Consider the following 24,104-nt stretch of genomic DNA (forward strand, 5'->3'; position numbering starts at 1 on the left):
AGTGGTTTTAGAAGTAAGTAGCTTTTAATTGAACCCCTTCGGTTTCTTCAAATCCGAACATTAAATTCATATTCTGAACCGCTTGTCCTGAAGCGCCTTTTAACAAATTATCAATCACGCTTGTCACCAATAATTTATCGTTGTGTTTATGTAAATGAAGGATACATTTATTAGTATTTACCACTTGTTTTAAATGAATATCCTCATCTGAAACCACTGTAAATTTAGCATCCTTGTAAAATGATTTAAACAATGTTTTTGCGTCTTCTAAAGTCCCTTCGTATTTCGTGTAAGCTGTTGCAAAAATCCCTCTAGAAAAATCACCACGATTTGGCATAAAAATGATTTCTGAATTAAAATCACTTTGTAATTGCTTTACCGACTGATTGATTTCCCCCAAATGCTGATGTGTAAAAGGTTTGTAGTACGAAAAGTTATTATCTCGCCACGTAAAATGTGTAGTTGCAGATAAGGATGTTCCGGCTCCTGTTGCCCCCGTTACAGCATTAATATGCACATCGTCTTTAAATTTCCCGTCTGATGCTAATGGTAATAATGCCAATTGAATTGCCGTTGCAAAACATCCTGGATTTGCTAAATACTTCGCATTAACAATAGCCTCTTTATTTAGTTCCGGAAGTCCGTAAACGAATTCCATACCGTTAAAATTTGCATCGGCTTCTAATCTAAAATCGTTACTTAAATCGATAATCTTAGTCGCATCAGAAAAGCTATTATTTTCTAAAAACGCAGTAGAATTTCCGTGTCCTAAACATAAGAATAACACATCTACCTCGGCATTAATGCTATCTGTAAATTGTAAATCTGTAGACCCAATTAAATCTTGATGCACTTTACTCACCGGATTTCCGGCGTTAGACGTGCTGTAAATAAAATCGATATTTACCTGTGGGTGATACATTAGTATTCTAATCAGTTCTCCTGCAGTATAACCTGCTCCTCCTACAATTCCGGCTTGTATCATGATTTCTTATTTACGAGTTGGTATATCTTATTCTGGTTTCCAAGAATTTTTATAAATCCTTTAGCGTCATCTGCTGTCCATCCTTTGTTCTCTTCACCATAACTAGCAAATGTAGAATTCATTAAGTCGTGTTCAGACACGATTCCATCTAAAGAGAAATGGTAAGGCTTAAGCGTTACAACAACATCTCCTGTTACATTTTCCTGACTACTAGATAAGAATGCTTCCATATCTCGCATTACAGGATCTAAAAACTGACCTTCGTGTAAATGCATCCCATAGAAACTAGACAAGTAATCTTTATGTTGCATTTGCCATTTAGTAAGAGTATGCTTTTCTAATAAATGGTGTGCTTTTACTGTAATTAAAGCTGCGGCAGCTTCAAAACCAACACGTCCTTTAATTCCAACAATAGTATCTCCAACATGAATATCTCTTCCTATGGCGTATTTTGAAGCAATTTCGTTTAGAGCTTCAATATTTTTTTCTGGAGCGGCTTCAGTTCCGTTAAAGGCAACAAATTCCCCTTTTTTAAAGGTTAATGTCACTTTTTGCTCGTCTGTTTTTTCTAACTGAGACGGATATGCTTCGCTAGGTAATGGTTTCTCTGAAGTTAATGTTTCTTCTCCACCTACACTAGTTCCCCACAATCCTTTATTTACAGAATATTTAGCTTTTGCCCAGTTCATGTCGATACCATTGGCAACCAAATAATCGATTTCTGTCTGTCTAGCTAATTTTTGATCTCTAATAGGTGTAATAATTTCAATTTCTGGCGCTAGGATTTGAAAAATCATATCGAAACGCACTTGGTCGTTTCCTGCTCCAGTACTTCCGTGAGCGATATATTTTGCATCGATGCTTTTTGCATACTCTACAATTTCGATGGCTTGAATAATACGTTCTGCACTCACAGATAACGGATATGTATTATTTTTTAATACATTTCCGAAAATTAAATACTTCACTACTTTTTGGTAAAATGTAGCTACGGCATCAATATTTTTATAAGTAGAAACGCCCATTTTATAAGCGTTACTTTCTATATGGCTAATTTCTTCTTTAGTAAAACCTCCGGTGTTAACACTTACTGCGTGTACATCGTACTCTTTTGATAAACTTACTGCACAGTATGATGTGTCTAAACCTCCACTGTATGCTATTACTAATTTTTTCATTTTACTATAATTTAATTACTTCTTATTTTATTTGACCTATTTCCTTGGCAAAACAGGCATTTACATAATATCTAAAATTTAATTCGTCTCTCAATTTCCCTAATGTCTCAAGCTCTTCAACCAATACCACCGACATTTTTGATAAGGTAACATGAGTCATCCCCAACAATTCATTGTAATAATGAACTTTAGTAGTTTGAGCTATTGAAATTAAAAAAGTTTCGTTAAAGTATTCGGTTAGTCTAGCCATAAGTAATAAACCGAGATTATATTGCCTATAATCACTATCGACCCACAGTGATGATCTTTCGTATATTAAATGCTCTTTAACCTGATGCTCGTGAACAAAAATGTGTCCGCAAATACGATTATCTTTAGTTAAAATAAAGCAACCATTTTCAACACGTTTCTTAAGCATTTCTACACTCACATAATACAGTGTAGGAAGCACTCTAGATCGCTCTGAAATAATCTCTAAAGATTTATTAGAAAGTTTATAGACCAACTTAAGCTCAATGCCTTCTTCCTCGCAAAAGGTTTCGGCCTGTGCAATCACTTGATCAATTTTAATATCTGTATCGACTAGTATATCCATTTTACTTATAATGACTGCTTATTTGGTCAGACCCCATTTTATTTACAAAAACTACACCAATATTATTTATTTTGCTTTTTTAGAAATAAATGTTCCTTAATACTTTTTAAACGCTGAAATACTTTAGATTTTACTTCTTTTTGATCTTTTGGAGGTTGTTTATCTGGATCGTACAACATTCCTGTACATAAACACATCTTTTGTTCTGTACGCTGTAAAACATCATAATTCTTACAGGTTTGGCACCCATCCCAAAAGGTTTGATCGTCTGTTAATTCTGAAAATGTTACAGGTTTGTAACCTAAATCGGAATTCATTTTCATTACAGGTAAACCTGTAGTAATACTAAAAACTTTTGCTTTTGGAAATTTTTTTCTAGAGTGTTCAAAAATGGCATGTTTAATATCTTTTGCTAACCCTCTATTTCTATAATCAGGATGAACAATTAGACCAGAATTGGCAACAAATTTACCGTGTCCCCAAGCTTCTATATAGCAAAAACCAGCGAACTTACCATGATCTAAAGCGATAACAGCATTTCCGTTTATAATTCTTTGTATGACGTACTCAGGTGTTCTTTTTGCAATACCCGTACCTCTAACTCTAGCAGAATCCGCTATGGTTTCACAAATAATTTCTGCATAAACAATATGCGACTTGTCAGCAATAACAATTTCCATTTTTTAACTCGTATTGAATGTCTTTAATTTATTTTTTCGATAGCTGAACCGGACTCACCTTAGTTCAATAAAATTATAAAATACCCCTAAGGGCGACGGACAAAAATACGGCGCATAGGAACCCTGTTAATTGAAATATTAACTTTGTTTAAATTTACTATGATAAAAAATTTGGACACTATGAAAAAATTAAAATTACGTAAAAAATTTGCTTAAACTGAAGATTAGAAGCGGCGGCGCGGTGCACTTGCGGGCAACCTGCGTAATACGTAACGTATGTTATTTTTTAAATTTTCCATGTTGTAAAGCTATAATTTTAATTTGAAACGAGCAACAACAATTATCCGTTTATTGACGAAAATTATTGATTCTCTTGCTTTTAGATACTTTTATTTAAAATAATTCAAAAATTGATACATATACTACATTATAGAAAATAAAAACCCTCTAAAACGTTCAATTTTAGAGGATTCGTAATGCATCATTAAACGACGCGCATATTACCGAATTTAAACTAGTTTTTATAAATAAAATTTCGCTTAGAAACTTCTGTCGATGTCGGAAAATCGCTTGGCACTTCTAATTGAGTAACTTTCCCCGTAGCCGCCCATTCTACTCCTCTATTAAATAACGTAATAAACCCAACACACTCGAAGGCGTTTACATCGTGACCTAATGTGGTGTGAAATATTCTTCCTTTTTTATAATCTATTGTCATCACCACAGGCTCCTTCTGCTCTAGAGCTGGGTCTTTTAATGTCGATACAGCTGTAGATAAAATAGTAACATTATTAGCTGGTCCGCGCATTAAAGCATAACATTCGTCGTCTGCATGCATCCATACTTTTGGTAAACCTTTAGTTATTGGATGTTCCTCGTTATAGTTAGTCACCGGAAAATCTTCTCGTTTTCCGTGCTTACCTCCTGGCCCAGGGCTATAATCTTTTTTAGGTTGTCCATTTTTATCTATATACAAGTAAGGTCCGCTTTTCTCTGAACGACCGCCCCAGCCACCAATTCCAATCATTTCATTATATGCCTCCCAATCAGGAAAACTATTATCTGCGGCATGTACACTTACAAAGCCACCGCCTTTAGCTATATACTTTTCAAACGCCTGTTGTGTTTTTTCTGGCCAAGGCGCTGCTTTATATCCAAAGTTTGAAATGACTACATCATATTTTGAAAATTTAGGATTAAAGTCTGGATCTGTCTTTGGTTCCCCTTCAACACCTGGAGCAACATTAGCGTAATTTAACCAATCTTTATGTTTTTCACTTTTGGATAAAAACTTTGTTCTCGCAATATCTACCGCAAACAAACCGGTCTCTTCTAGGTACTGCTTCATCATAATGGTTGACTTTGGCCAAACCGCATGGTTATTCTGACCATCGACAATTAATACTTTTATTTTCCCTTTAGCTTCGTTCACCCCATACGACTGGGACATAAAACAAAGACTTAAAAATAATAAAACGAAATGCTTTTTCATATTTCTATTGATAGATTAAATTCCTAAAATACTTTTTAAAAATGATTCATCGGGTTTAGCCCCTGCAAAATCATCGAAACTACGCTCTGCAGCTTCAATAATATGTTTCTGAATAAATGGAGCACCTTCCCTAGCGCCTTGATCTGATGATTTTATACAGCATTCCCACTCCATCACGGCCCAAACATCGCAGTCGTATTTAGTTAATTTAGTGAAAATACTTTTAAAATCTACTTGACCATCTCCTAAAGATCGAAAACGACCAGCACGGTCTTGCCAATCGGAATAACCACCGTAAACACCTTGTTTCCCAGACATATTAAATTCGGCATCTTTTACATGAAACGACTTAATACGCTCGTGGTAATAATCGATAAACTTTAAATAGTCTAACTGTTGCAATACAAAATGACTTGGATCGTAAAGAACATTGGCGCGCTTATGATTTCCCGTTGCTTCTAAGAACCGTTCGAAACTCACACCATCATGCAAATCTTCGCCCGGATGAAGTTCATAACAAATATCGACACCTTGTTCGTCGAAATGATTTAAAATGGGCAACCAACGTTTTGCTAATTCTTCAAAACCCATTTCTACTAAACCTTGTGGCCGCTGTGGCCAAGGATATACAGTATGCCATAGTAAAGCTCCAGAAAATGATGCATGCGATTTTAAACCTAATCGTCCACTTGCCGTTCCCGATTTTTTAACAAAGTCAATTGCCCATTCGGTTCTAGCTTTTGGATTATTTTTATATGCATCTGGTGCGAAGCCATCAAACAAGGTATCGTAAGCCGGATTTACAGCCACTAATTGACCTTGTAAATGGGTTGATAATTCGGTAATTTCTAATCCGTAAGAATTAACTTTCCCTTTTAATTCATCGCAATACGTCTGACTCTCGGCAGCCTTTTCAATATCGATTAATCCTGTTTCCCAAGTGGGAATTTGTATTCCTTTATAGCCTAAGTCTGCTACCCATTTACATAAATTGTCTAAAGTATTGAACGGTGCCTCACTTCCTGCGAACTGAGCTAAAAAAATTGCGGGTCCTTTTATTGTTTTCATATACTAGCTATCTTCATAATAGAAGAAATTTATTCCTCGAAGTTGTTAAAAAAATCGAGTACGTTAATTATTTTAAATTTTCACCCAAGACGCATTATGCTTATCGCTTTCTACTGCAGCATATATAAACTGCATCCCACGAACACCATCTTTAACAGTTGGATAATCTGGTTTTTCGATAATTTCATTATTTAACAACGCCATAACATGTGTTGCAAAATTTTTATAAATAGTAGCAAAAGCTTCTAAATATCCTTCTGGATGCCCCGCAGGTATACGCGACACAGCCAGCGCTTCTTCATACAAACCATTACCGTTTGGTGTAAAAACTTTTACAGGATCTTCGAGCCAGTGTGTGATTAACTGATTTGGATTTTCCTGTTGCCATTCTAAACTTCCTTTTTCTCCATACACCTTAATAGCTAAATTATTTTCTTCGCCTAATGCTATTTGAGAAATAGACATGGTTCCTTTTGCACCATTATTCATACGTAGCAATAAATTACCATCGTCGTCTAAAACACGGCCTTCTCCAAATGTTCCTAAATCGGCTGCTAGTTCTTCAATTTCTAATCCCGTTATATATTCGGCTAAATTTCCAGCATGAGTACCTATATCTCCTAAAGCTCCACCAATACCAGATTTAGCCGGATCTACACGCCAAGACGCCTGTTTTTGTCCGGTTTGTTCTACAGCTGTAGACAACCAACCTTGTAAATATTGTACTTGTATCTTTCTAATTTTTCCTAAATCGCCTTTGGCAACCATAGCTCTCGCCTGCTTTACCATAGCATATCCCGTGTAATTATGTGTTAAAGCGAAAATTTTACCACTTTTTTCTACACACGTTTGCAGTTCTATAGTTTCATCCAATGTTAACGTCAATGGCTTATCGCAAACAACATGAAAACCATGTTCTAACGCTAATTTCACGGGCGCAAAATGCATGTGATTGGGCGTTACTATAGAAACAAAGTCCATGCGAACATCTTCTGGCAATTCTTTTTCCGTCAAGATCATTTCTTCAAAACTTCCATAGCACCTATCTTCTGGTAGATATAATGCTTGTCCTGATGCTTTAGATTTTTCTGCATTACTGCTAAATGCACCACACGCCAGTTCGATCATGCCATCTATTGACGACGCTTTTCTATGTACATCTCCTATAAATGATCCGGTACCACCACCTATCATTCCCATTCTTAATTTTCTTGCCATACTAAATTATGCTTGTTCTTTTTTATTTCTTTTTTTCATATAAATATTCAACCCTAAAAAGGCCACAATAAGAATTGCAGGCAATATAGACATGGTACGTAACGCCTCCGAAGCATTAGCATCATCCATTAATTTCCCCATAATTGGTAAAACTAAAGATACAGAAAACATTCCTGCTCCTCCCATTATCGAGAGTCCTAACGCCCCTGTTTCCGGCAAATATTCTGCAACAAACCCCAACATAGTCGGCCAAAAGAAGGTTACACCAACGGCAAATACTGCTGCTGCAACAAACGTCATACCGCCACTTGTAATAGTTAACAACCATAAGCCGATAAACGTAAATATTGCTGAATATAATAACATACCCGACGGCTGTAATTTATGCACCACTTGTCCTGCAAACAGTCTACCTAACGCCATAATTCCGTTTATAAAAGCAAGGACTAAAAGTGGCACGGCTACAGATTCTTTTAAAAGAGATTCTATACGTTGCGTTGTCCCTAATTCTGATGCTGCGGTTAAAAACATGCAAAACACCATAAAAAGGAACAATGGCTTACCAATACTAGCGAACATTTTTTTGTTACTAATCCCCATTTGAACGCGTTCTGTTACAGGGAATTTTTGTCCGAAAAACAATATTGCATATAAGATTAGAGGCACAAACAACGTTGCAACCATAATTTGCCAGCTTAAACCTAAAACATCCATGACTAACCATCCTACAATGGAGCCAATAACGATTCCTCCTGGAAACCAAACGTGAAATCTATTAAGCATTTTAGTTTTTTCGGATGTGTACATCGATGCGACCATTGGGTTTAAAGCCGCTTCTACCATTCCATTTCCAATACCTACAAACAACGTTGCTAGAAACAACGAACTCATGGAATCGGCTAGAATAGTCCAAACAATACCCACAGCATGCATGACAAAGGCAATCCATGTAATTTTTTTAATCCCGATAAAATCTACCATTGGGCCTCCAAAAATCATAGCTAGCGTAAACCCGAAAAATGCGGGCGTAAAAGCATAACCAATTTGCTCTAAGGTTAAACCTATGCCCTCTGGGCCGAAAACGGTTTCTAATCTTGCTCGAATAGCAAAAGTCATTGCTGTTGTAATTAGAGCCAAGCAACTCCCAAGAAAGAGTCTTTTCTTATTAATCTCCATTATTATGTCTGTGGTTTAGTTAGTTTGTACAAAAAACAAAGGAATAGCCGCTTATATCTAAAACTCGTGTTTAGTGAGATGAGATGCAATAAACCGAAACAGACTATCTTGAAATTTTCTACTTAGTGAAAATAGAAAATAGATTTTGAAAAGAGGTGTATATTAATTCAGTGAAATATTTTAAACACATTCTGGATTTTCTTCCGTAAGCTTTAATCTATAAGCTTTTGGCGAACATTTTTCATGTTTTTTAAATACCGTTGCGAAGTACTGACTTGTGGCAAAGCCACAGGTGTATGCAATTTCTGCAATGGTTAATTCTTGATTTTCCAAAAGCATTCTTTTAGACAAATTGAGGCGCTTCATCATTAAATAACGCATGGGTGTTACATTTGTTAAACGCTTGCAATGGTGCGTAAAGCGTGTTACTCCAACACCTGCAGATTCTGCCATTAGTTCGACAGTCCAATTTTCGGATAAATTGTTTCCTAATTCATCTAAGAAAAATTTCACACTTCGAGAGCTATCGGTTAATTTTTCATTTAACACAATATCTTCGGTATTTAATAAATCGAACAACAGAATAAGTAAGTAATTAACTAGTAGTCTAATTCTTGAGGCGCTACTTCCATTAACATCGGTATCAATTGCTTTATTTATTCTAACAAAACAGTCACGAACTTTTTGATCTGTTTTCCAAATAGATTTTTCATTCTGTCTTAAAATGGCAGTCAACCGATCTAAATCTTTAGGAACCAAAGTCACCCAATCTGGCCACACCCATTCTTGATGCGGTCTTCTCACGCCTAAATCGATAATTACCCAGTAGAATTTTCCCATACCTACATACGGGTTTCCAACCTTATGAGCTTCCCATGGACGCGTAATTGTTAAGTGATTAGGAGTAAGTAAAACTTCTTTATTTTCCTGAGCATAAGGCATCGTACCTGATTCTAAAAAATGAAATTCGATTCCTTCATTTCTATGCCAGTCTAATCCCCAATCTTGAGGCTCGCTAGCATCCCAGTACCCAATACTATTTAAACCCAACGTATTCTCGTCTAATCGATCGCCAGGATAGGTATGTCTGGCGAGAGCTTTAAATTTTATTTTTTTTCGATTAAACGCATCAAGTAATGGCAAACAAGTGTCGGCATGATAAACTACGCCGTAAGCTTTATAGGGCTCGATATTTATTTTGTTTACTTTCACTGAAATTATTTGAATACAAGTGCCATGCAAAATACACCTTTTTTGCGAATTATAAATTTTAGCTTTTATAAATCACGAAATACTCAAATCATACACCTCATTTGTATTAGATTGTATGAATTCTTTCAGTGGCTTTGTATAAAGATAAATTACTACTAATTTTACATTTTAACATTCAAAATATCGAAATAACAACTACACTCCCTTAACTATGAATTTATTTAAATGTTTAGTAGCTTTCTTGCTATTAACTCAATCTGCTCTATTACATGCGCAATCTACAATTGGCGGTACCATTTCCGACAGCAACAACCAGCCCGTATCCGGGGCAACTGTTGTTATAAATGCTAAGCCAAATGTTTATAGTATTACCAATACTGAAGGTGCATTCAAACTTGAAAATATTCCTGCTGGACAATACACCTTAAGCATTTCCCACTTAGGATTTAAACCTATTAAAGAAGACATTGAAGTTCGTGATAATGACTTGAATTTTTCATTCAGTTTAGAGACAGATTTACTTAACCTTCATACCGTTATTATTACAGGGAATTTCACCCCTAAAGATCAGTTAGAATCTAGCACGTCTGTAAGTACACTCGATGCTGAACAAATACAAAAAGTATATCCTAGAGGTACAGCAAACCTATTAGAAAACATACCAGGAACCTTTACCGATGCATCTGCCGGAGAGGTTTTTACAAAAGTGTATACGCGTGGTATTTCTGCGGCTGCAGAAGACGACATGGGATGGTACTATGTATCGCTACAAGAAGACGGATTACCAGTTAGTTTGGTACAACACTCCTATTATAGCCCAGATATTTTTAATCGCGTAGATTTAACCACAAGTAAAGTGGAAGCTTTACGTGGCGGTAGTGCATCTATAACGGCAATGAATGCGCCTGGCGGTGTTTATAATTTTATCTCAAGAAATTCTTCTGAAGATTTAAATGGAGAAGTGCAATTACAAACAGGCGTTCAAGGTGAAGGCAATATGCTTTATAGAGTAGACGCTGTTTTAGGTGGTGCCTTGGGTAATAATTGGTTTTTTAATTCTGGTGGACATTACATACACGATGAAGGTGCAAGAAATACAGATTTTACATTTAGTAAAGGTGGACAGTTTAAATTTGACCTTACGAAAGAAAATTCACGAGGTTATTTTAAACTATACGGAAAATACCTCAACGATTATACCAACAGATATAACGGTGTAGCCGCAACAAATTGGGACAACCCAGAAGCTGCTTACGGTCAAGACTTCAATAACTCTGCATTGTTAATGCCAAGTTTTGATGCGTCTATTCCGGACGGTCGTAATTTAGCAGAAGGCGGTACAAATAGTTTTAATCCGTCGAACGGAGTTCATGCAAAAGATCTAGCGGTTGGTTTCGATTTATTTCAGAACTTAGGAAATAACTGGTCTATTAAAAACAACATGAAGTTCTCTTCTAAAAGCGCAAATTGGCAAACCGCAATAAGTAATGTCTTTGTGTCTATTAGCGATCCTACAGCCTATTATTTAGTGAGTAACGGAAATCCGTTTCCTGTCGGACAAATTGTATTTAAAAACGCTAACTCTGGAGCTGAATTAGCACGCATTGACAACAGTGGTATTTTCTCAGGTAATTCTTCAGAATATTTAACAGATGGCACACTACCAAACGATGCCATTATGGGAACATCTACTTGGTATAAGGATAATACTGCAGATGAATTTATGCAACAATTAACACTGAATAAGACGTGGGACACACACGACTTAAATTTTGGTTTTGCTACAGGATTTTCGGACACGTCGGTATTTACACAAGGAAGCTTTGCTTTTTCTACCTACGAAAACAATCCGCAGATGCTACAAGTTACCTTAGAGAACCCAGGAGCGCCTGTTATGGCATTATCAGACGAAAATGGAGTTAGTAATTATGGCGGATTATTCTTTACAAATAGTCGTGCTAAAATTACTCAGGTTGCTGGATTTGTAAACGACCACTGGGAAGTTTCAGACAAAATACAACTTGATTTGGGTGTACGTTTTGAATCTATTACGCATGACGGAAGTAACGATCGCTACGCGCCATTTACACAAAATGGAGGGTTAGATCAAGATGAAACTACCGCTTACGACAATAATATTTTAGCACCAACAGGAGAGGTAGACACGTTTGACTACACTTATAATTATGTCTCGTATTCTTTTGGTTTAAATTATAAATTAACTGATGACGCATCGCTATTTGGAAGATTATCTAAGGGAAATAAAGCTCCTGAATTAAATTATTATTTTAATAATTATGCCAATGTACCTATTAATCAAGCGGGTGAAGTACAGAAAATTAATCAAGTTGAAGTTGGGCTAAAATCTATTTTAAAAGATTTTTCTTTTACCACCACTGTTTTCTGGAGCGAATTAAAAAACATTGGAATCTCTAACTTTGAATACGATGGCGATTCTGGTCGTATTTTTTATACACCAATTCTATTTAACACCTCTAGAACCTTAGGTTTAGAATGGGAAACTATTTATAAACCGTTCCAAAATATTGCATTCCGATTTAATGGAATTGTTCAAGATCCTAAAGCCAGTACATGGAACCTTTATGACGCTGCAGGAACCGTAGACACCGCAGACGATAGTACTGTAGACTATTCAGGAAACACTCTACCTTTTAACCCGAAACTAATGTTTAATTTCGCTATTGAATATAACAGAAATATAGTTTCTTCTTTTTTAAAGTGGAGATACACTGGAAAACGAGAAGCCAATGTAGCTAACGCATTTCAGCTTGATGCCTACAGTGTTTTTGATGCCGGTTTAGGTTATCAAATAAATAAAAATTTAAGCGCTAATCTTTTAATGACCAATATTTTTAATTCGGATGGTTTGGCTAATTTTATGGGAGCAAATTCATTTGGAGCGAATGCTAACGGTGCGACTTCAGAGTTTATAGAAAACAATCCTGACGCTGGTTTTATAGTAATTCCTATTTTACCTCGTGCCACTTTACTGCAATTAAACTATACGTTTTAAAAGGTTAATAGCATAGAATATATAGCATGTATACGTAATACAGACTAGTATAAAATTTAAAAGGCAGAACCACCGTTACAAGGTTCTGCCTTTTTTATTACACATCTCCTAGCGTTACAAAACCAATTAAATTATCGTGTTATCTATGGCATTTTAAGTTGCTATTTACATGTAACTACATCTTCAAATATTATATTTCTACCTGCTTTAGTTATGCGTAAAACACTTCTAATTTTAGTTATACCTAGCCATAATCTAGCCTTATTTAGACACAGAACCATTGGTTTTTAAGCAGAAAAAGTTGGACTTACATCCAACTTCTCCACTTATAAATTCAAATAAATAATATTATTTTTCGTTCTCTAACTCTTCTAGTGTCCAATAATTCTCACGGTCTGCAGACTCGTCTCTTGCCGTTTTAACCGTTCTTCTAGAAACATTATCTTCGTCGTTCATAGCTCTAACATAGCTTAAGACATCTGCAATCCACTGATCGCTATTATCTTTTAACGGCATCATAATTCCATATTCTTCACCTTCAATAGGGCCTATTAAACCGTTTAATAAAATTTTACTTAAAATTCCCTTATCGCCTTTCACACGTGCACTACCAATTAAAGATGGTGCTATAAGCTTTCCGCCCTCTGTAGCTATACCTTTTAAATCGCCACCATGACATGTTACACATAATTGTTGGTAAGCATCGTAACCTTTTACAATACCTAGTCTAGCCCCTAGGTCGCGTCCTGAAATTCTCTTTTTAAGCTTTGCGAGTTGAGAATCGTCTTTCTTTAAACTTTCGGCTACAGCATGCGAAATAATTTCATGATCGCCATATTTCTCATTAATAGAATTAAGTAAATCTGTTGCTTTTTTATCCTTACTATAACGTAAACTTAAAGCCAATTGGTTCACTACGTTTACATCTGCATCGGAAATTAGCTTTTCTAAATTTTGAAGAATATCTGTATCTCCTGCTTTTAAAAAGTTTTCACTTAATCGTATTGCTGTAAGCCTAACGCGGTAATCTTCGTCTTGTAATTTTTCAAGAATTAAAGTCTTATCAATATTATCTAAACCTTCAAGTGTCCAAAGTGCTGTAACACGTTCTAAACCCAAATCTTTATCACTATTAAATAATCCATCCATAAAAGATGTATTATCTCGAGCGATAGCTTGTAACTCAGGAATAACCGATTGATCGCCTCTTAAAACAATTAGCTTTTGAGCTGTATTACGGTACCAACCGTTACGATGACTTAAATATTTGATTAGTTCTGAAGCTTTCTTTCCTATTAAGTTTGGTTTCTTGTCAAGTTCAATATCTTCATGTACAATTCTATAAATTCTTCCTTTTCCAATATTTTTATCTAATTCTTTACGCACAATAACGGGACGTAAAAAACTTCCTTCTTTGGTCCAGTTGCTTTCTTGAATAATACCGCGATACATGTCTACAATATAAAGCGCACCATCCGGACCTGTTTTTGCTTGTAAAGGTCTAAAGTTTAAATCTGTAGACGCCATAAATTCTGCTTTATCGTACGCGTTATAAACGACCTTTTTACCATTTTCGTTTTTAACTTTAGCTCTACGAATAAGTCTTCCAACCGGTTCTGGAATAAACAAATCTCCATATGTTGATGGCGGTAATTTATGTCCTCTATAAATTTCTTGTCCTGCAGTTCCTGTAAAATGATTAAGCGTACCGTCTTCACGCAATCTTTTCGTTCCGCCTTGAACATCTGGAGTTCCAACAATTGGCCAAGGTTCTACAAAACCTTCGGCAAGTCTACCCTTTGCGTTAAACTCTCCGTATACTGGTGGTTGCTGAAACCCATAAGCCGGATTTTCACTACCTGCAGAAGAATAATACATATTTCCTAAATCGTCTTGTGTAAGTCCCCATTGCCCTCTACTAGGCATACTTTCTAAAGAATCTACTTCGACTTCACCATTGCTTTTAAACCTAAATCGAATGGGATTATATGTTGTATATAACCAATTATCTAAATTCCAGATAAGTCCACTTTGCTGATGTTCTAAATTCCCTCCACGACGGTTTGGATTATGGTACACACGTTCTTTTTTATCGGCTACACCATCGCCATCAGTATCTTTATAGCTCCATAAATCGTACGAATATGTTTCGTTTACAATCAGTTCGTTTTCTAACGGAAGAATCATTCTTGGTAACAACAGGCTATCAATAAACACGGTACTCTTATCCATTTTACCATCGCCATCTAAATCTTCTAACAATTTAATTTTGCTAATAGATTGATTGGTTCCTGTACCATCAACATCCTGCATATAGGTATTCATTTCAGCCACGTACATTCGTCCATTTCCATCCCATGCTATAGTTACTGGCTCATCAATCATGGGTTCGCTTGCAACGAGCTCTACTTTATAACCTTCGGGCAAGTAAAATGTTTTCATACTTTCTTCTGGCGACAGAAAATCGGCAACAGCTTCTTTAACAATTTCGGGCTTCTCGTAAATTTTATCGACATATTCTTTTTTCTTACAGTTGAAAAAAGTCAACAAGACCAGTATAAATACACTAGATTTAATAATTCTCATTTTGCTAAGGTTAGTTAGTTTTTAGGTAATATTTTAAGATTTTATGTTTATAATTCACTATAAAACATAAAAATGAATCTCAAATATATACATATAAAGGTTTATACTAGTGCATAATTTTTCAGTGAAGAAAATTGCACTAATATAAACCTCTGTATAAAATTATTTAAGCTTAGCTTTTAAATAAGATGTATTATATTACTTATTTACAGTATATAATCGGTGCTAATAAAATTGGATGCTTTAGTATCAAGCAATTCATTTAAAATAGCATTATTGTATGTATTATCTTTTGAAGCTACAAACGTTCTAATTGAGAACGATCTTAAAGCATCATGTACACTTAATGTTCCTACAGCAGAATCTTTTCTTCCTGTAAACGGATAAACATCCGGTCCACGCTGGCAGGAACTATTTAGGTTAACACGACATACTAAGTTGACTAAAGTGTCGACCAATGGCGCTAACGTCTTAACATTCTGACCAAAGACACTCACTTGTTGTCCGTAATTAGATTCGGCCATATCATGTAAAGGCTCTTGAATATCTTTAAAAGACAACACAGGAACTACTGGTCCAAATTGCTCTTCTTTAAATACACGCATGTCTTTACTTACAGGAAACAACACTGCTGGAAAAATATAATTTTCTGTAGTTTTTCCTCCTTTTTCATTTAGAATCGTTGCACCTTTTTCTAAGGCATCATCAATTAACTCTTGAATATAAGCAGGTTTTCCTGGTTCTGGAAGCGGTGTTAATTTCACACCTTGATCCCATGGATTTCCAAATTGTAACGCATCTACTCTAGCGGCAAACCGTTTATTGAATTCTTCAACAATATTTTCATGAACATAAAGTACTTTTAAAGCCGTACAACGTTGTCCATTAAAAGACAAGGTTCCCGCAATACATTCGTCTATGGTTAAATCTAAATCTGCATCTGGTAAAACAATTGCTGGATTTTTAGCTTCTAAACCTAAAACCAAACGCAATCTGTTTTGTCTTGGGTGACTATCTTGAAGTGCATTTGCAGACGTACTATTTCCTATTAAAGCAAGTACATTTACCTTTCCAGTTTCCATTATTGGTGTAGCAACTACACGTCCGCGACCATAAATAATATTTACAACGCCTTCTGGAAAACTATTTCGAAACGCTTCTAGCAAGGGTGTCATTAATAACACACCATGTTTAGCAGGTTTAAAAATTACTGTATTCCCCATAATAATGGCAGGAATTAACAGTGCAAAAGTTTCGTTAAGCGGATAGTTATAAGGTCCCATACACAACACAACGCCTAAAGAACCACGTCTTATATGAGCGTAAACGCCATCGTGCTTTTCAAATTTAGCACTATCGCGATCTAGTTGTTTATATTCTTCAATAGTGTCGTAAATATAATCTACTGTTCTATCGAATTCTTTTTGAGAATCTGGTAAACTTTTACCAATTTCCCACATTAGTAATTTCACGATATCTTCTCGCTTGGTTTTCATTTGTTCTACAAACTTTTCCATGCAAGCAATACGATCAATCACTTTCATTGTTGGCCATTCGCCTTGACCTTTATCATAGGCTTTACAAGCAGCATTTAAGGCTTCTAATGCTTGTTCTTTTCCCAGTTGAGGTATTTTACCAAGTCGTGTTGGCTTATATTCTGGAGTAGATGATACGGATGAATAAACATCTGCCGTATCTCCCGTCCATTTTTTTAATTCACCACCTACTAAATATGTATTTTGATTAATTTCAGTTGTAACTTTATATTGATCCGGAATCTCTAAAAAAGATGTGTGCATAATATAATTTTAATTTACAGTTAAGTTTAAAGATAACTCTTTAATCGTATTTAGTAGTTTACAAAATAGTTAAGCTTATACTAAAAACTGAAACAGGTCTGGATTATCGTTTAAATAGTCGCCGTAAAAGTTTCTCTGTTTCATTTTAGTAATTAAGGGTCCTAAATCTTTAGATGATTTTAATTCGATACCAACTACTGCCGAACCATTTTCACGATTGGTTTTTTTGGCATACTGAAAATAGGTAATATCATCGTTAGGTCCTAAAATCTCGGCAACGAACTCTTTTAATGCTCCAGCGCGTTGTGGGAATTTCACTATAAAATAATGCTTTAAATTGGTATATAATAAAGCGCGTTCTTTAATTTCGGCTGTTCTGGTAATATCGTTATTACTACCACTAATAACACAAACCACATTTTTACCTTTAATTTCTTCGGCATAGAAATCCAGAGCAGAAACACTTAAAGCACCTGCTGGCTCGACCACAATTGCATCCTTATTGTAAAGTTCTAAAATGGTTTCACATATCTTACCTTCGGGAACAGTAATCATGTCGTCTAAATTCTGCTTACAAATAGCAAACGTTCTGTCTCCTACTTTCTTTACTGCAGCACCATCAACAAAATTTTCGATGGTTTTTAATTCTGTGTTATAACCGTTTTTTATAGATGTTTTCATAGAAGGTGCGCCTTGTGGCTCGACTCCTATAATTTTAGTATCCGGAGATAATTGCTTAAACACTGTAGATAAGCCTGAAGCTAATCCTCCACCGCCAACGGGAACAAAAACGTAATCTAAAGGCGCATTAATCTGACTTAATATCTCAAGACCAATGGTAGCTTGTCCTTCTATTACTTCTTGATCGTTAAACGGATGAATAAAAGTTTTATTTAAACGTTCACACTCTAACATAGACGCATGGTATGCATCGTCGTAAGAATCGCCAACCAAAACAATTTTAGTATATTCTTCACCAAACATTTTTACCTGCTCAATTTTTTGATTAGGTGTTGGTGAAGGCATAAAAATAGTACCTTCTATTTTTAACAATTTACAGGATAGAGCCACACCTTGAGCGTGATTCCCTGCACTTGCACATACAATACCATTTTTCATTTGTTCTGGAGTTAAAGACGACATCCTGTTGTATGCCCCTCTAATTTTATAAGAACGAACTAATTGTAAGTCTTCACGCTTAAAGAGCACATTGGCGCCAAAACGTTTAGAATATTGTAGGTTTTGTGTTAAAGGCGTAGAAACAGCAACCGATTTTAAACGCTCGGCTGCTGCTTGTACTGCTTTTAAACTTGGAAAATATGTTTTGTTTTCGGTTTGCATAATTGTATTAGGCTAACACTGAAGCGTCTTCTTCTACTTCAGATTTTATTGTTTTCATTGCTGTCATGGCTGCTCTTAACGATTTTCCAATCGCTTCAATAGGATGATTTCTAATAGCATCGTTTACTGCAATTAATTCAATATTATCAACTTCGTTAGATGTTGAGTATGGCTTACCAATTACATCAGTTTTAATTCCTTTCATGAAATCTACTAACATAGGCTTAGCGGCATGGTCGAATAGGTAACATCCGTATTCTGCTGTATCAGAAATAACACGGTTCATTTCGTAAAGTTTCTTTCTTGCAATTGTATTCGCAATTAAAGGCAATTCATGAAGTGATTCGTAGTATGCAGATTCTTCGATAATTCCAGCGCTTACCATAGTTTCGAAAGCTAACTCTACTCCCGATTTCACAATAGCAACCATTAAGACACCATTATCGAAATATTCTTGTTCTGAAATTTTATCTGAAGTTAATTTAGTTTTTTCGAAAGCTGTTTCTCCTGTTGCTTCTCTCCAAGTTAATAAATTAACATCGTCGTTTGCCCAGTCTTCCATCATGGTTTTAGAGAAATGACCAGAGATAATATCGTCCATATGCTTTTCGAAAAGCGGACGTAAAATATCTTTTAATTCTTCAGATAATTTATATGCTTTAATTTTAGCTGGGTTCGATAAACGGTCCATCATAGTTGTAATACCACCATGCTTTAAAGCTTCAGTTACAGTTTCCCAACCATATTGAATTAATTTAGCAGCATAACCTGGCTCTATACCTTCTTCAACCATTTTGTCGAAACATAAAATAGATCCTGTTTGTAACGCCCCACATAAAATAGTTTGTTCCCCCATTAAATCACTTTTAACCTCAGCAACGAAAGACGATTCTAAAACTCCCGCTTTATCTCCTCCTGTTGCCACAGCATACGCTTTAGCTTGTACTAAACCTTTTCCTTCTGGATCGTTTTCTGGGTGTACAGCAATTAATGTTGGCACTCCAAATCCACGTTTATATTCTTCACGTACTTCTGTACCTGGACATTTAGGAGCAACCATAATAACAGTTAAATCCTTACGTACTTGAGTACCTTCTTCTACGATATTAAATCCGTGAGAGTAAGATAATGTTGCACCTTTTTTCATTAAAGGCATTATAGTTTCTACAACATTAGTATGTTGCTTATCTGGCGTTAAGTTTAAAACTAAATCTGCCGTAGGAATTAACTCTTCGTATGTTCCAACAGTAAAATTGTTTTCTGAAGCGTTCACAAAAGAAGCACGCTTTTCTTTAATTGCAGCAGCACGTAAAGCATAAGATATATCTAAACCAGAATCTCTCATGTTTAATCCTTGGTTTAATCCTTGTGCGCCACAACCTATAATGACGATCTTTTTACCTTTTAATGCAGTGACACCATCTTCGAATTCTGAAGACGACATGAAACGACATTTTGATAATTGTTCTAATTGATTTCTTAGTGATAAGGTGTTAAAATAATTTGCCATTGTGTTTAAATTAATTAAATGCTGTTAGCATTTGTGATATTTTCATTTCTTCTTTGGTTACTGCAATACGTCCTGAACGTACAAACTGCATAATGCCGTAGGCACTAAAATCGCGATATAATTGTTCGATTTCGTTTCGTTTTCCTGATTTTTCAAGAACAAAAAACTCTTTATTAACCGTTACAATTCTCGCATTACTATCTTTAATTATATTTTGAATTTCGCGTTCTTCAAATAATAAATCCGATTTTAATTTAAACATACAAGACTCCTGATAAATTGTTTCTTCGTCTGTATGGTAATACGCTTTAATAACTTCGACTTGCTTTTCTATCTGACCAACAATCTTCTTAATTCGGTCTTCTTTAAGTTTTACTACGATAGTAAATCTTGACACGCCTTCTATTTCTGAAATAGAGGTGTTTAAACTTTCAACATTGATATGTCTTCTTTGAAAAATCGCCGAAATTCTGTTTAAAAGACCAATGTTATTCTCGGTATAAATCGAGATGGTATATGTGTTTCTATTATCTTCCATAATTAACTTAATCTAATATCTGAAACTGAAGCTCCTGTTGCTATCATTGGGAAAACGTTTCCTTCTTTTTCTACACATACCTCTAAGAAATATGCCCCATCGTGGTTCATCATTTCTTCTACTGCACCTGCTAGTTCTTCACGTTTTGTAATACGTTTAGCTTCTATATAATACCCTTTAGCAATCGCTACAAAGTTAGGGTTTGTCATTTCTGTAGATGCATAACGTTTATCGAAAAACAACTGTTGCCATTGGCGAACCATTCCTAAAAACTCGTTATTTAAAACCACTATTTTTACAGGTACTTTTTGCTGAAAAATAGTTCCCAATTCTTGAATATTCATCTGGAAACCACCATCACCAATAATAGCAACCACATCACGATCTGGCGCAGCCATTTTCGCTCCAATAGCCGCTGGTAAAGCAAAGCCCATAGTCCCTAATCCTCCAGAAGTAATATTACTTTTGGTTTTATTGAATTTTGCATAACGGCAAGCAATCATTTGGTGTTGCCCCACGTCTGAAACTATAGCCGCATCTCCTTTAGATTGTATGTTTATCTGATTTATCACTTCCCCCATGGTTAATCCTTCTTTGGTTGGGTGTAAATCGTTTTGAATTACTTTTTCAAATTCGGTAGCATATAAATCCTTAAATTTCTGATGCCATTCTGTATGCACGTTTTCGTTTAAAAGTGGTAACAATGCAGCTAAACTTAGTTTAGAGTTACCTAGAACTGCGACGTCCGTTTTGACGTTTTTATCGACTTCAGCTGGATCTATTTCAAAATGAACAATTTTAGCTTGTTTTGCATAGGTTTCAAGATTTCCAGTAACACGATCGTCAAAACGCATACCAATTGCAATTAACACATCGCACTCGTTGGTTAACATATTTGGCGCATAATTACCATGCATTCCCACCATACCTATATTTAAAGGATGATCGGTTGGTACTGCTGAAGCTCCTAAGATAGTCCATGCAGAAGGTATTCCTGCTTTCTCTATAACCGCTTTTAATTCGTCTTCCGCCTTTCCTAAAATAACACCTTGTCCCCAAACAATCATTGGTTTTTTAGCACTATTAATTAAGTCTGCCGCTTTTTTTACAGCTTCGCTGTCTATTTTACAAGACGCTTTATAACTACGTACCGAAGTACATTTTTCGTATTTAAAATCAAACTCTTCGAACTGAGCATCTTTAGTAATATCTACAAGCACAGGTCCTGGTCTGCCACTTTTAGCAATATAAAATGCTTTAGCCATGACCTCAGGAATATCTGCCGCTTTTGTAATTTGGACGTTCCATTTAGTTACAGGCGTAGAGATCCCCACAATATCGGTCTCCTGAAACGCATCGCTACCTAATAAATGTGAAGCGACTTGACCAGTAATACAGACCAACGGAGTCGAATCTATTTGAGCATCTGCGATACCTGTTATTAAATTTGTAGCCCCTGGACCAGAAGTAGCAATAGCGACTCCTACTTTTCCAGAAATACGCGCATAACCTTGAGCCGCATGGGCAGCACCTTGTTCATGACGAGTTAAGACATGATGAATTTGATCTCTATATTTATAAAGTTCATCGTAAACCGGCATAATAGCTCCTCCTGGATACCCATAAAGAATCTCAACACCTTCGGCCAACATACATTTTATGATGGCTTCACTACCCGAAATACGCACCGTACTCTCCGTAGCTGTCTTAGTCGTTTTTACTGTTTCTGTGTTCATAGTAAAAAATTAAAATTCATCAGTCACGCATCCTTTTGATGCAGACGATACTGTTTTCGCATATTTATATAAAACGCCGCGATCTGCTTTTAATTTTGGAGCAACCCAATTTGCGCGTCTTTTATCTAATAACTCCTCCGAGATTTCAATGTCAATTGTATTATTTTCGGCATCGATAAAGATTATATCTCCATTTTCTACCAATGCAATATTACCACCATCCTGAGCTTCTGGGGCAACGTGACCCACTACAAAACCATGAGAACCTCCAGAGAAGCGTCCGTCGGTAATCATTGCCACATCTTTTCCTAATCCAGCACCCATAATAGACGATGTAGGTTTTAACATTTCTGGCATTCCTGGCGCTCCTTTCGGACCTTCGTAACGAATAATAATGACATCGCCTTTCTTTACCTTACCGTTTTTGATACCCTCATTAACTTCGGCTTCACTATTAAAAACGTTAGCTGTCCCTCTAAACGACAGTCCTTCTTTACCAGTAATTTTGGCAACAGCACCTTCGGTTGCTAAGTTTCCAAAAAGAATACGGATATGTCCGGTTTCTTTAATTGGATTATCTAGCGTTTTTATAATCTCTTGTCCTTCGATTAAATTAGGAACATCTTTTAAGTTTTCTGCTATGGTTTTCCCAGTTACGGTTAAACAATCGCCGTGAAGCATACCGTTTTCTAACATGTATTTTAATACGCCAGGAATCCCTCCAACACCATGTAAATCTTCCATAGAATATTTACCACTTGGCTTTAAATCTGCCAATAAAGGGGTGTTGTCGCTAATTCTTTTAAAATCTTGTAAAGTAAATTCAATTTTCGCCGCTTTAGCAATGGCTAAAAAGTGAAGTACAGCATTGGTAGAACCTCCTAAAACCGTTACTAATCTAAATGCATTTTCTAACGATTTTTTAGATACAATGTCTGAAGGTTTTATATCATTTTCTAATAAATAACGTAAAGCTTCACCGGCCTTAACGCATTCTTTTTCTTTTAATTTATCGTCTCCAACAGCTGGTGTAGACGAGTTAAATGGTAACGACATTCCTAAAGCCTCGATTGCCGATGCCATAGTATTTGCAGTATACATTCCCCCACAAGCACCTGCTCCTGGACATGCTTTGTGTACCACTTCTTTAAATTCTGAATCGCCGATAGTTCCGGCTACTTTTTTTCCATAAGCTTCAAAAGCCGAAATAATATCAAGCTTTTCTCCTTTATGACAACCGGAAGCAATAGTCCCTCCATACACTAAAACAGAAGGTCTGTTTAAACGAAGCATTCCTATTAAAGCACCTGGCATATTTTTATCACAGCCTACAACCGTAACTAAACCATCATAGCTCATTCCCTCGACAACAGTCTCGACAGAATCTGCGATAATATCTCTAGACACCAAAGAATAACGCATTCCAGGTGTACCGTTAGAGATACCGTCACTAATCCCAATGGTGTTAAAAATTAAACCAATTAAATCTGCATTTTGGGTTCCTTTTTTAACATGTGTAGCTAAGTCATTTAAATGCATATTACAAGGGTTCCCTTCGTAACCTGTACTTGCGATACCAATAAATGGTTTTTGTAAATCTTCATCTGTTAATCCTATAGCGTGCAACATCGCTTGAGCGGCAGGCAATGAAGGATCTTGAGTGATCGCGTGACTATACTTTTTTAAATTTTTCATATGTTTTAAAAGCTTTTGCTCTAAATTCTAATCTGTTTGAGAGCTCTAAATTAATTTTTTGTCAATTTTTAACGAATTTAGTCCGACAGCTTTAGACTAAACTCATTTCTAATATTACATATCTAAACACCTATAATACAGATGTTTAAACACTATTATATATGATGTTCAATGCCTTCTTTTTTTGATAAAAAAATCAACTTTTTCCAAAATAAACGTCGAAATCACTATTCAGTCCAAAAAACGGCTCCTTTTCGATTT

At 35.8% G+C, this 24,104-nt stretch carries 17 protein-coding genes; 1 reads left to right on the forward strand and 16 read right to left on the reverse strand.

Features of this window, described 5'->3' with window-relative positions:
- Nucleotides 1-7: 7 nt before the first annotated feature.
- From argC to ACKC83_RS02940, 9 genes are all read right to left on the reverse strand, one after another.
- Complete coding sequence (gene argC, locus ACKC83_RS02900) at nt 8-985, reverse strand: N-acetyl-gamma-glutamyl-phosphate reductase (protein ID WP_434036973.1); 978 nt, start codon at nt 983-985, stop codon at nt 8-10.
- Complete coding sequence (locus ACKC83_RS02905; protein ID WP_434036974.1) at nt 982-2,163, reverse strand: argininosuccinate synthase; 1,182 nt, start codon at nt 2,161-2,163, stop codon at nt 982-984. The genes argC and ACKC83_RS02905 overlap by 4 nt, the downstream gene beginning before the upstream one ends.
- 22 nt (nt 2,164-2,185) lie before the next feature.
- Nucleotides 2,186-2,758, reverse strand: a complete 573-nt coding sequence (locus ACKC83_RS02910; RefSeq protein WP_434036975.1) for a GNAT family N-acetyltransferase — start codon at nt 2,756-2,758, stop codon at nt 2,186-2,188.
- Nucleotides 2,759-2,820: 62 nt separating this feature from the next.
- Nucleotides 2,821-3,438, reverse strand: a complete 618-nt coding sequence (locus ACKC83_RS02915; RefSeq protein WP_414036694.1) for a GNAT family N-acetyltransferase — start codon at nt 3,436-3,438, stop codon at nt 2,821-2,823.
- A 514-nt stretch (nt 3,439-3,952) separates the two neighbouring features.
- The gene (locus tag ACKC83_RS02920; protein WP_434036976.1) at nt 3,953-4,888 is read right to left on the reverse strand and encodes a ThuA domain-containing protein; all 936 of its coding nucleotides are present in this window, start codon (nt 4,886-4,888) and stop codon (nt 3,953-3,955) included.
- A gap of 57 nt (nt 4,889-4,945) precedes the next feature.
- Entirely contained in the window at nt 4,946-5,998 is a 1,053-nt protein-coding gene (locus ACKC83_RS02925) for a sugar phosphate isomerase/epimerase family protein (protein ID WP_434036977.1), read from the reverse strand.
- A 72-nt stretch (nt 5,999-6,070) separates the two neighbouring features.
- A complete protein-coding gene (locus tag ACKC83_RS02930) occupies nt 6,071-7,216 on the reverse strand; it encodes a Gfo/Idh/MocA family protein (protein ID WP_434036978.1) in 1,146 nt (381 codons plus the stop codon).
- A gap of 6 nt (nt 7,217-7,222) precedes the next feature.
- Nucleotides 7,223-8,392 (reverse strand): MFS transporter, encoded by a 1,170-nt coding sequence (locus ACKC83_RS02935; RefSeq protein WP_434036979.1) that lies wholly within the window; start codon nt 8,390-8,392, stop codon nt 7,223-7,225.
- Between the two features lie 180 nt (nt 8,393-8,572).
- Nucleotides 8,573-9,604, reverse strand: coding sequence for a helix-turn-helix transcriptional regulator (locus ACKC83_RS02940; protein ID WP_434036980.1), 1,032 nt, complete (start codon nt 9,602-9,604; stop codon nt 8,573-8,575).
- 211 nt (nt 9,605-9,815) lie between these two features.
- Between ACKC83_RS02940 and ACKC83_RS02945 the strand changes: the two genes are divergently transcribed.
- Nucleotides 9,816-12,638 carry a TonB-dependent receptor gene (locus ACKC83_RS02945; RefSeq protein ID WP_434036981.1) on the forward strand — a complete coding sequence of 941 codons (2,823 nt, stop codon included), beginning with the start codon at nt 9,816-9,818 and terminating at the stop codon, nt 12,636-12,638.
- Nucleotides 12,639-12,986: 348 nt separating this feature from the next.
- Here ACKC83_RS02945 and ACKC83_RS02950 read toward each other — a convergent pair whose 3' ends face one another.
- The 7 genes from ACKC83_RS02950 to ilvD form a co-directional block, all read right to left on the reverse strand.
- Nucleotides 12,987-15,224 carry a DUF7133 domain-containing protein gene (locus ACKC83_RS02950; RefSeq protein WP_434036982.1) on the reverse strand — a complete coding sequence of 746 codons (2,238 nt, stop codon included), beginning with the start codon at nt 15,222-15,224 and terminating at the stop codon, nt 12,987-12,989.
- Between the two features lie 206 nt (nt 15,225-15,430).
- On the reverse strand, nt 15,431-17,023 hold the full coding sequence (locus ACKC83_RS02955) for an NADP-dependent glyceraldehyde-3-phosphate dehydrogenase (protein ID WP_434036983.1): 1,593 nt from the start codon (nt 17,021-17,023) through the stop codon (nt 15,431-15,433).
- A gap of 75 nt (nt 17,024-17,098) precedes the next feature.
- Nucleotides 17,099-18,364, reverse strand: coding sequence for a threonine ammonia-lyase IlvA (ilvA, locus tag ACKC83_RS02960; RefSeq protein ID WP_414036685.1), 1,266 nt, complete (start codon nt 18,362-18,364; stop codon nt 17,099-17,101).
- 7 nt (nt 18,365-18,371) lie between these two features.
- A complete protein-coding gene (ilvC, locus tag ACKC83_RS02965; protein ID WP_414036684.1) occupies nt 18,372-19,874 on the reverse strand; it encodes a ketol-acid reductoisomerase in 1,503 nt (500 codons plus the stop codon).
- Between the two features lie 10 nt (nt 19,875-19,884).
- Nucleotides 19,885-20,412 (reverse strand): acetolactate synthase small subunit, encoded by a 528-nt coding sequence (gene ilvN, locus ACKC83_RS02970; protein ID WP_414036683.1) that lies wholly within the window; start codon nt 20,410-20,412, stop codon nt 19,885-19,887.
- Between the two features lie 2 nt (nt 20,413-20,414).
- A complete protein-coding gene (ilvB, locus tag ACKC83_RS02975) occupies nt 20,415-22,148 on the reverse strand; it encodes a biosynthetic-type acetolactate synthase large subunit (protein ID WP_434036984.1) in 1,734 nt (577 codons plus the stop codon).
- A gap of 9 nt (nt 22,149-22,157) precedes the next feature.
- Complete coding sequence (gene ilvD / locus ACKC83_RS02980; RefSeq protein ID WP_414036681.1) at nt 22,158-23,843, reverse strand: dihydroxy-acid dehydratase; 1,686 nt, start codon at nt 23,841-23,843, stop codon at nt 22,158-22,160.
- Between the last annotated feature and the right edge of the window lie 261 nt (nt 23,844-24,104).

Source organism: Formosa bonchosmolovskayae (genome assembly GCF_051016085.1).
Classification (GTDB): domain Bacteria; phylum Bacteroidota; class Bacteroidia; order Flavobacteriales; family Flavobacteriaceae; genus Formosa.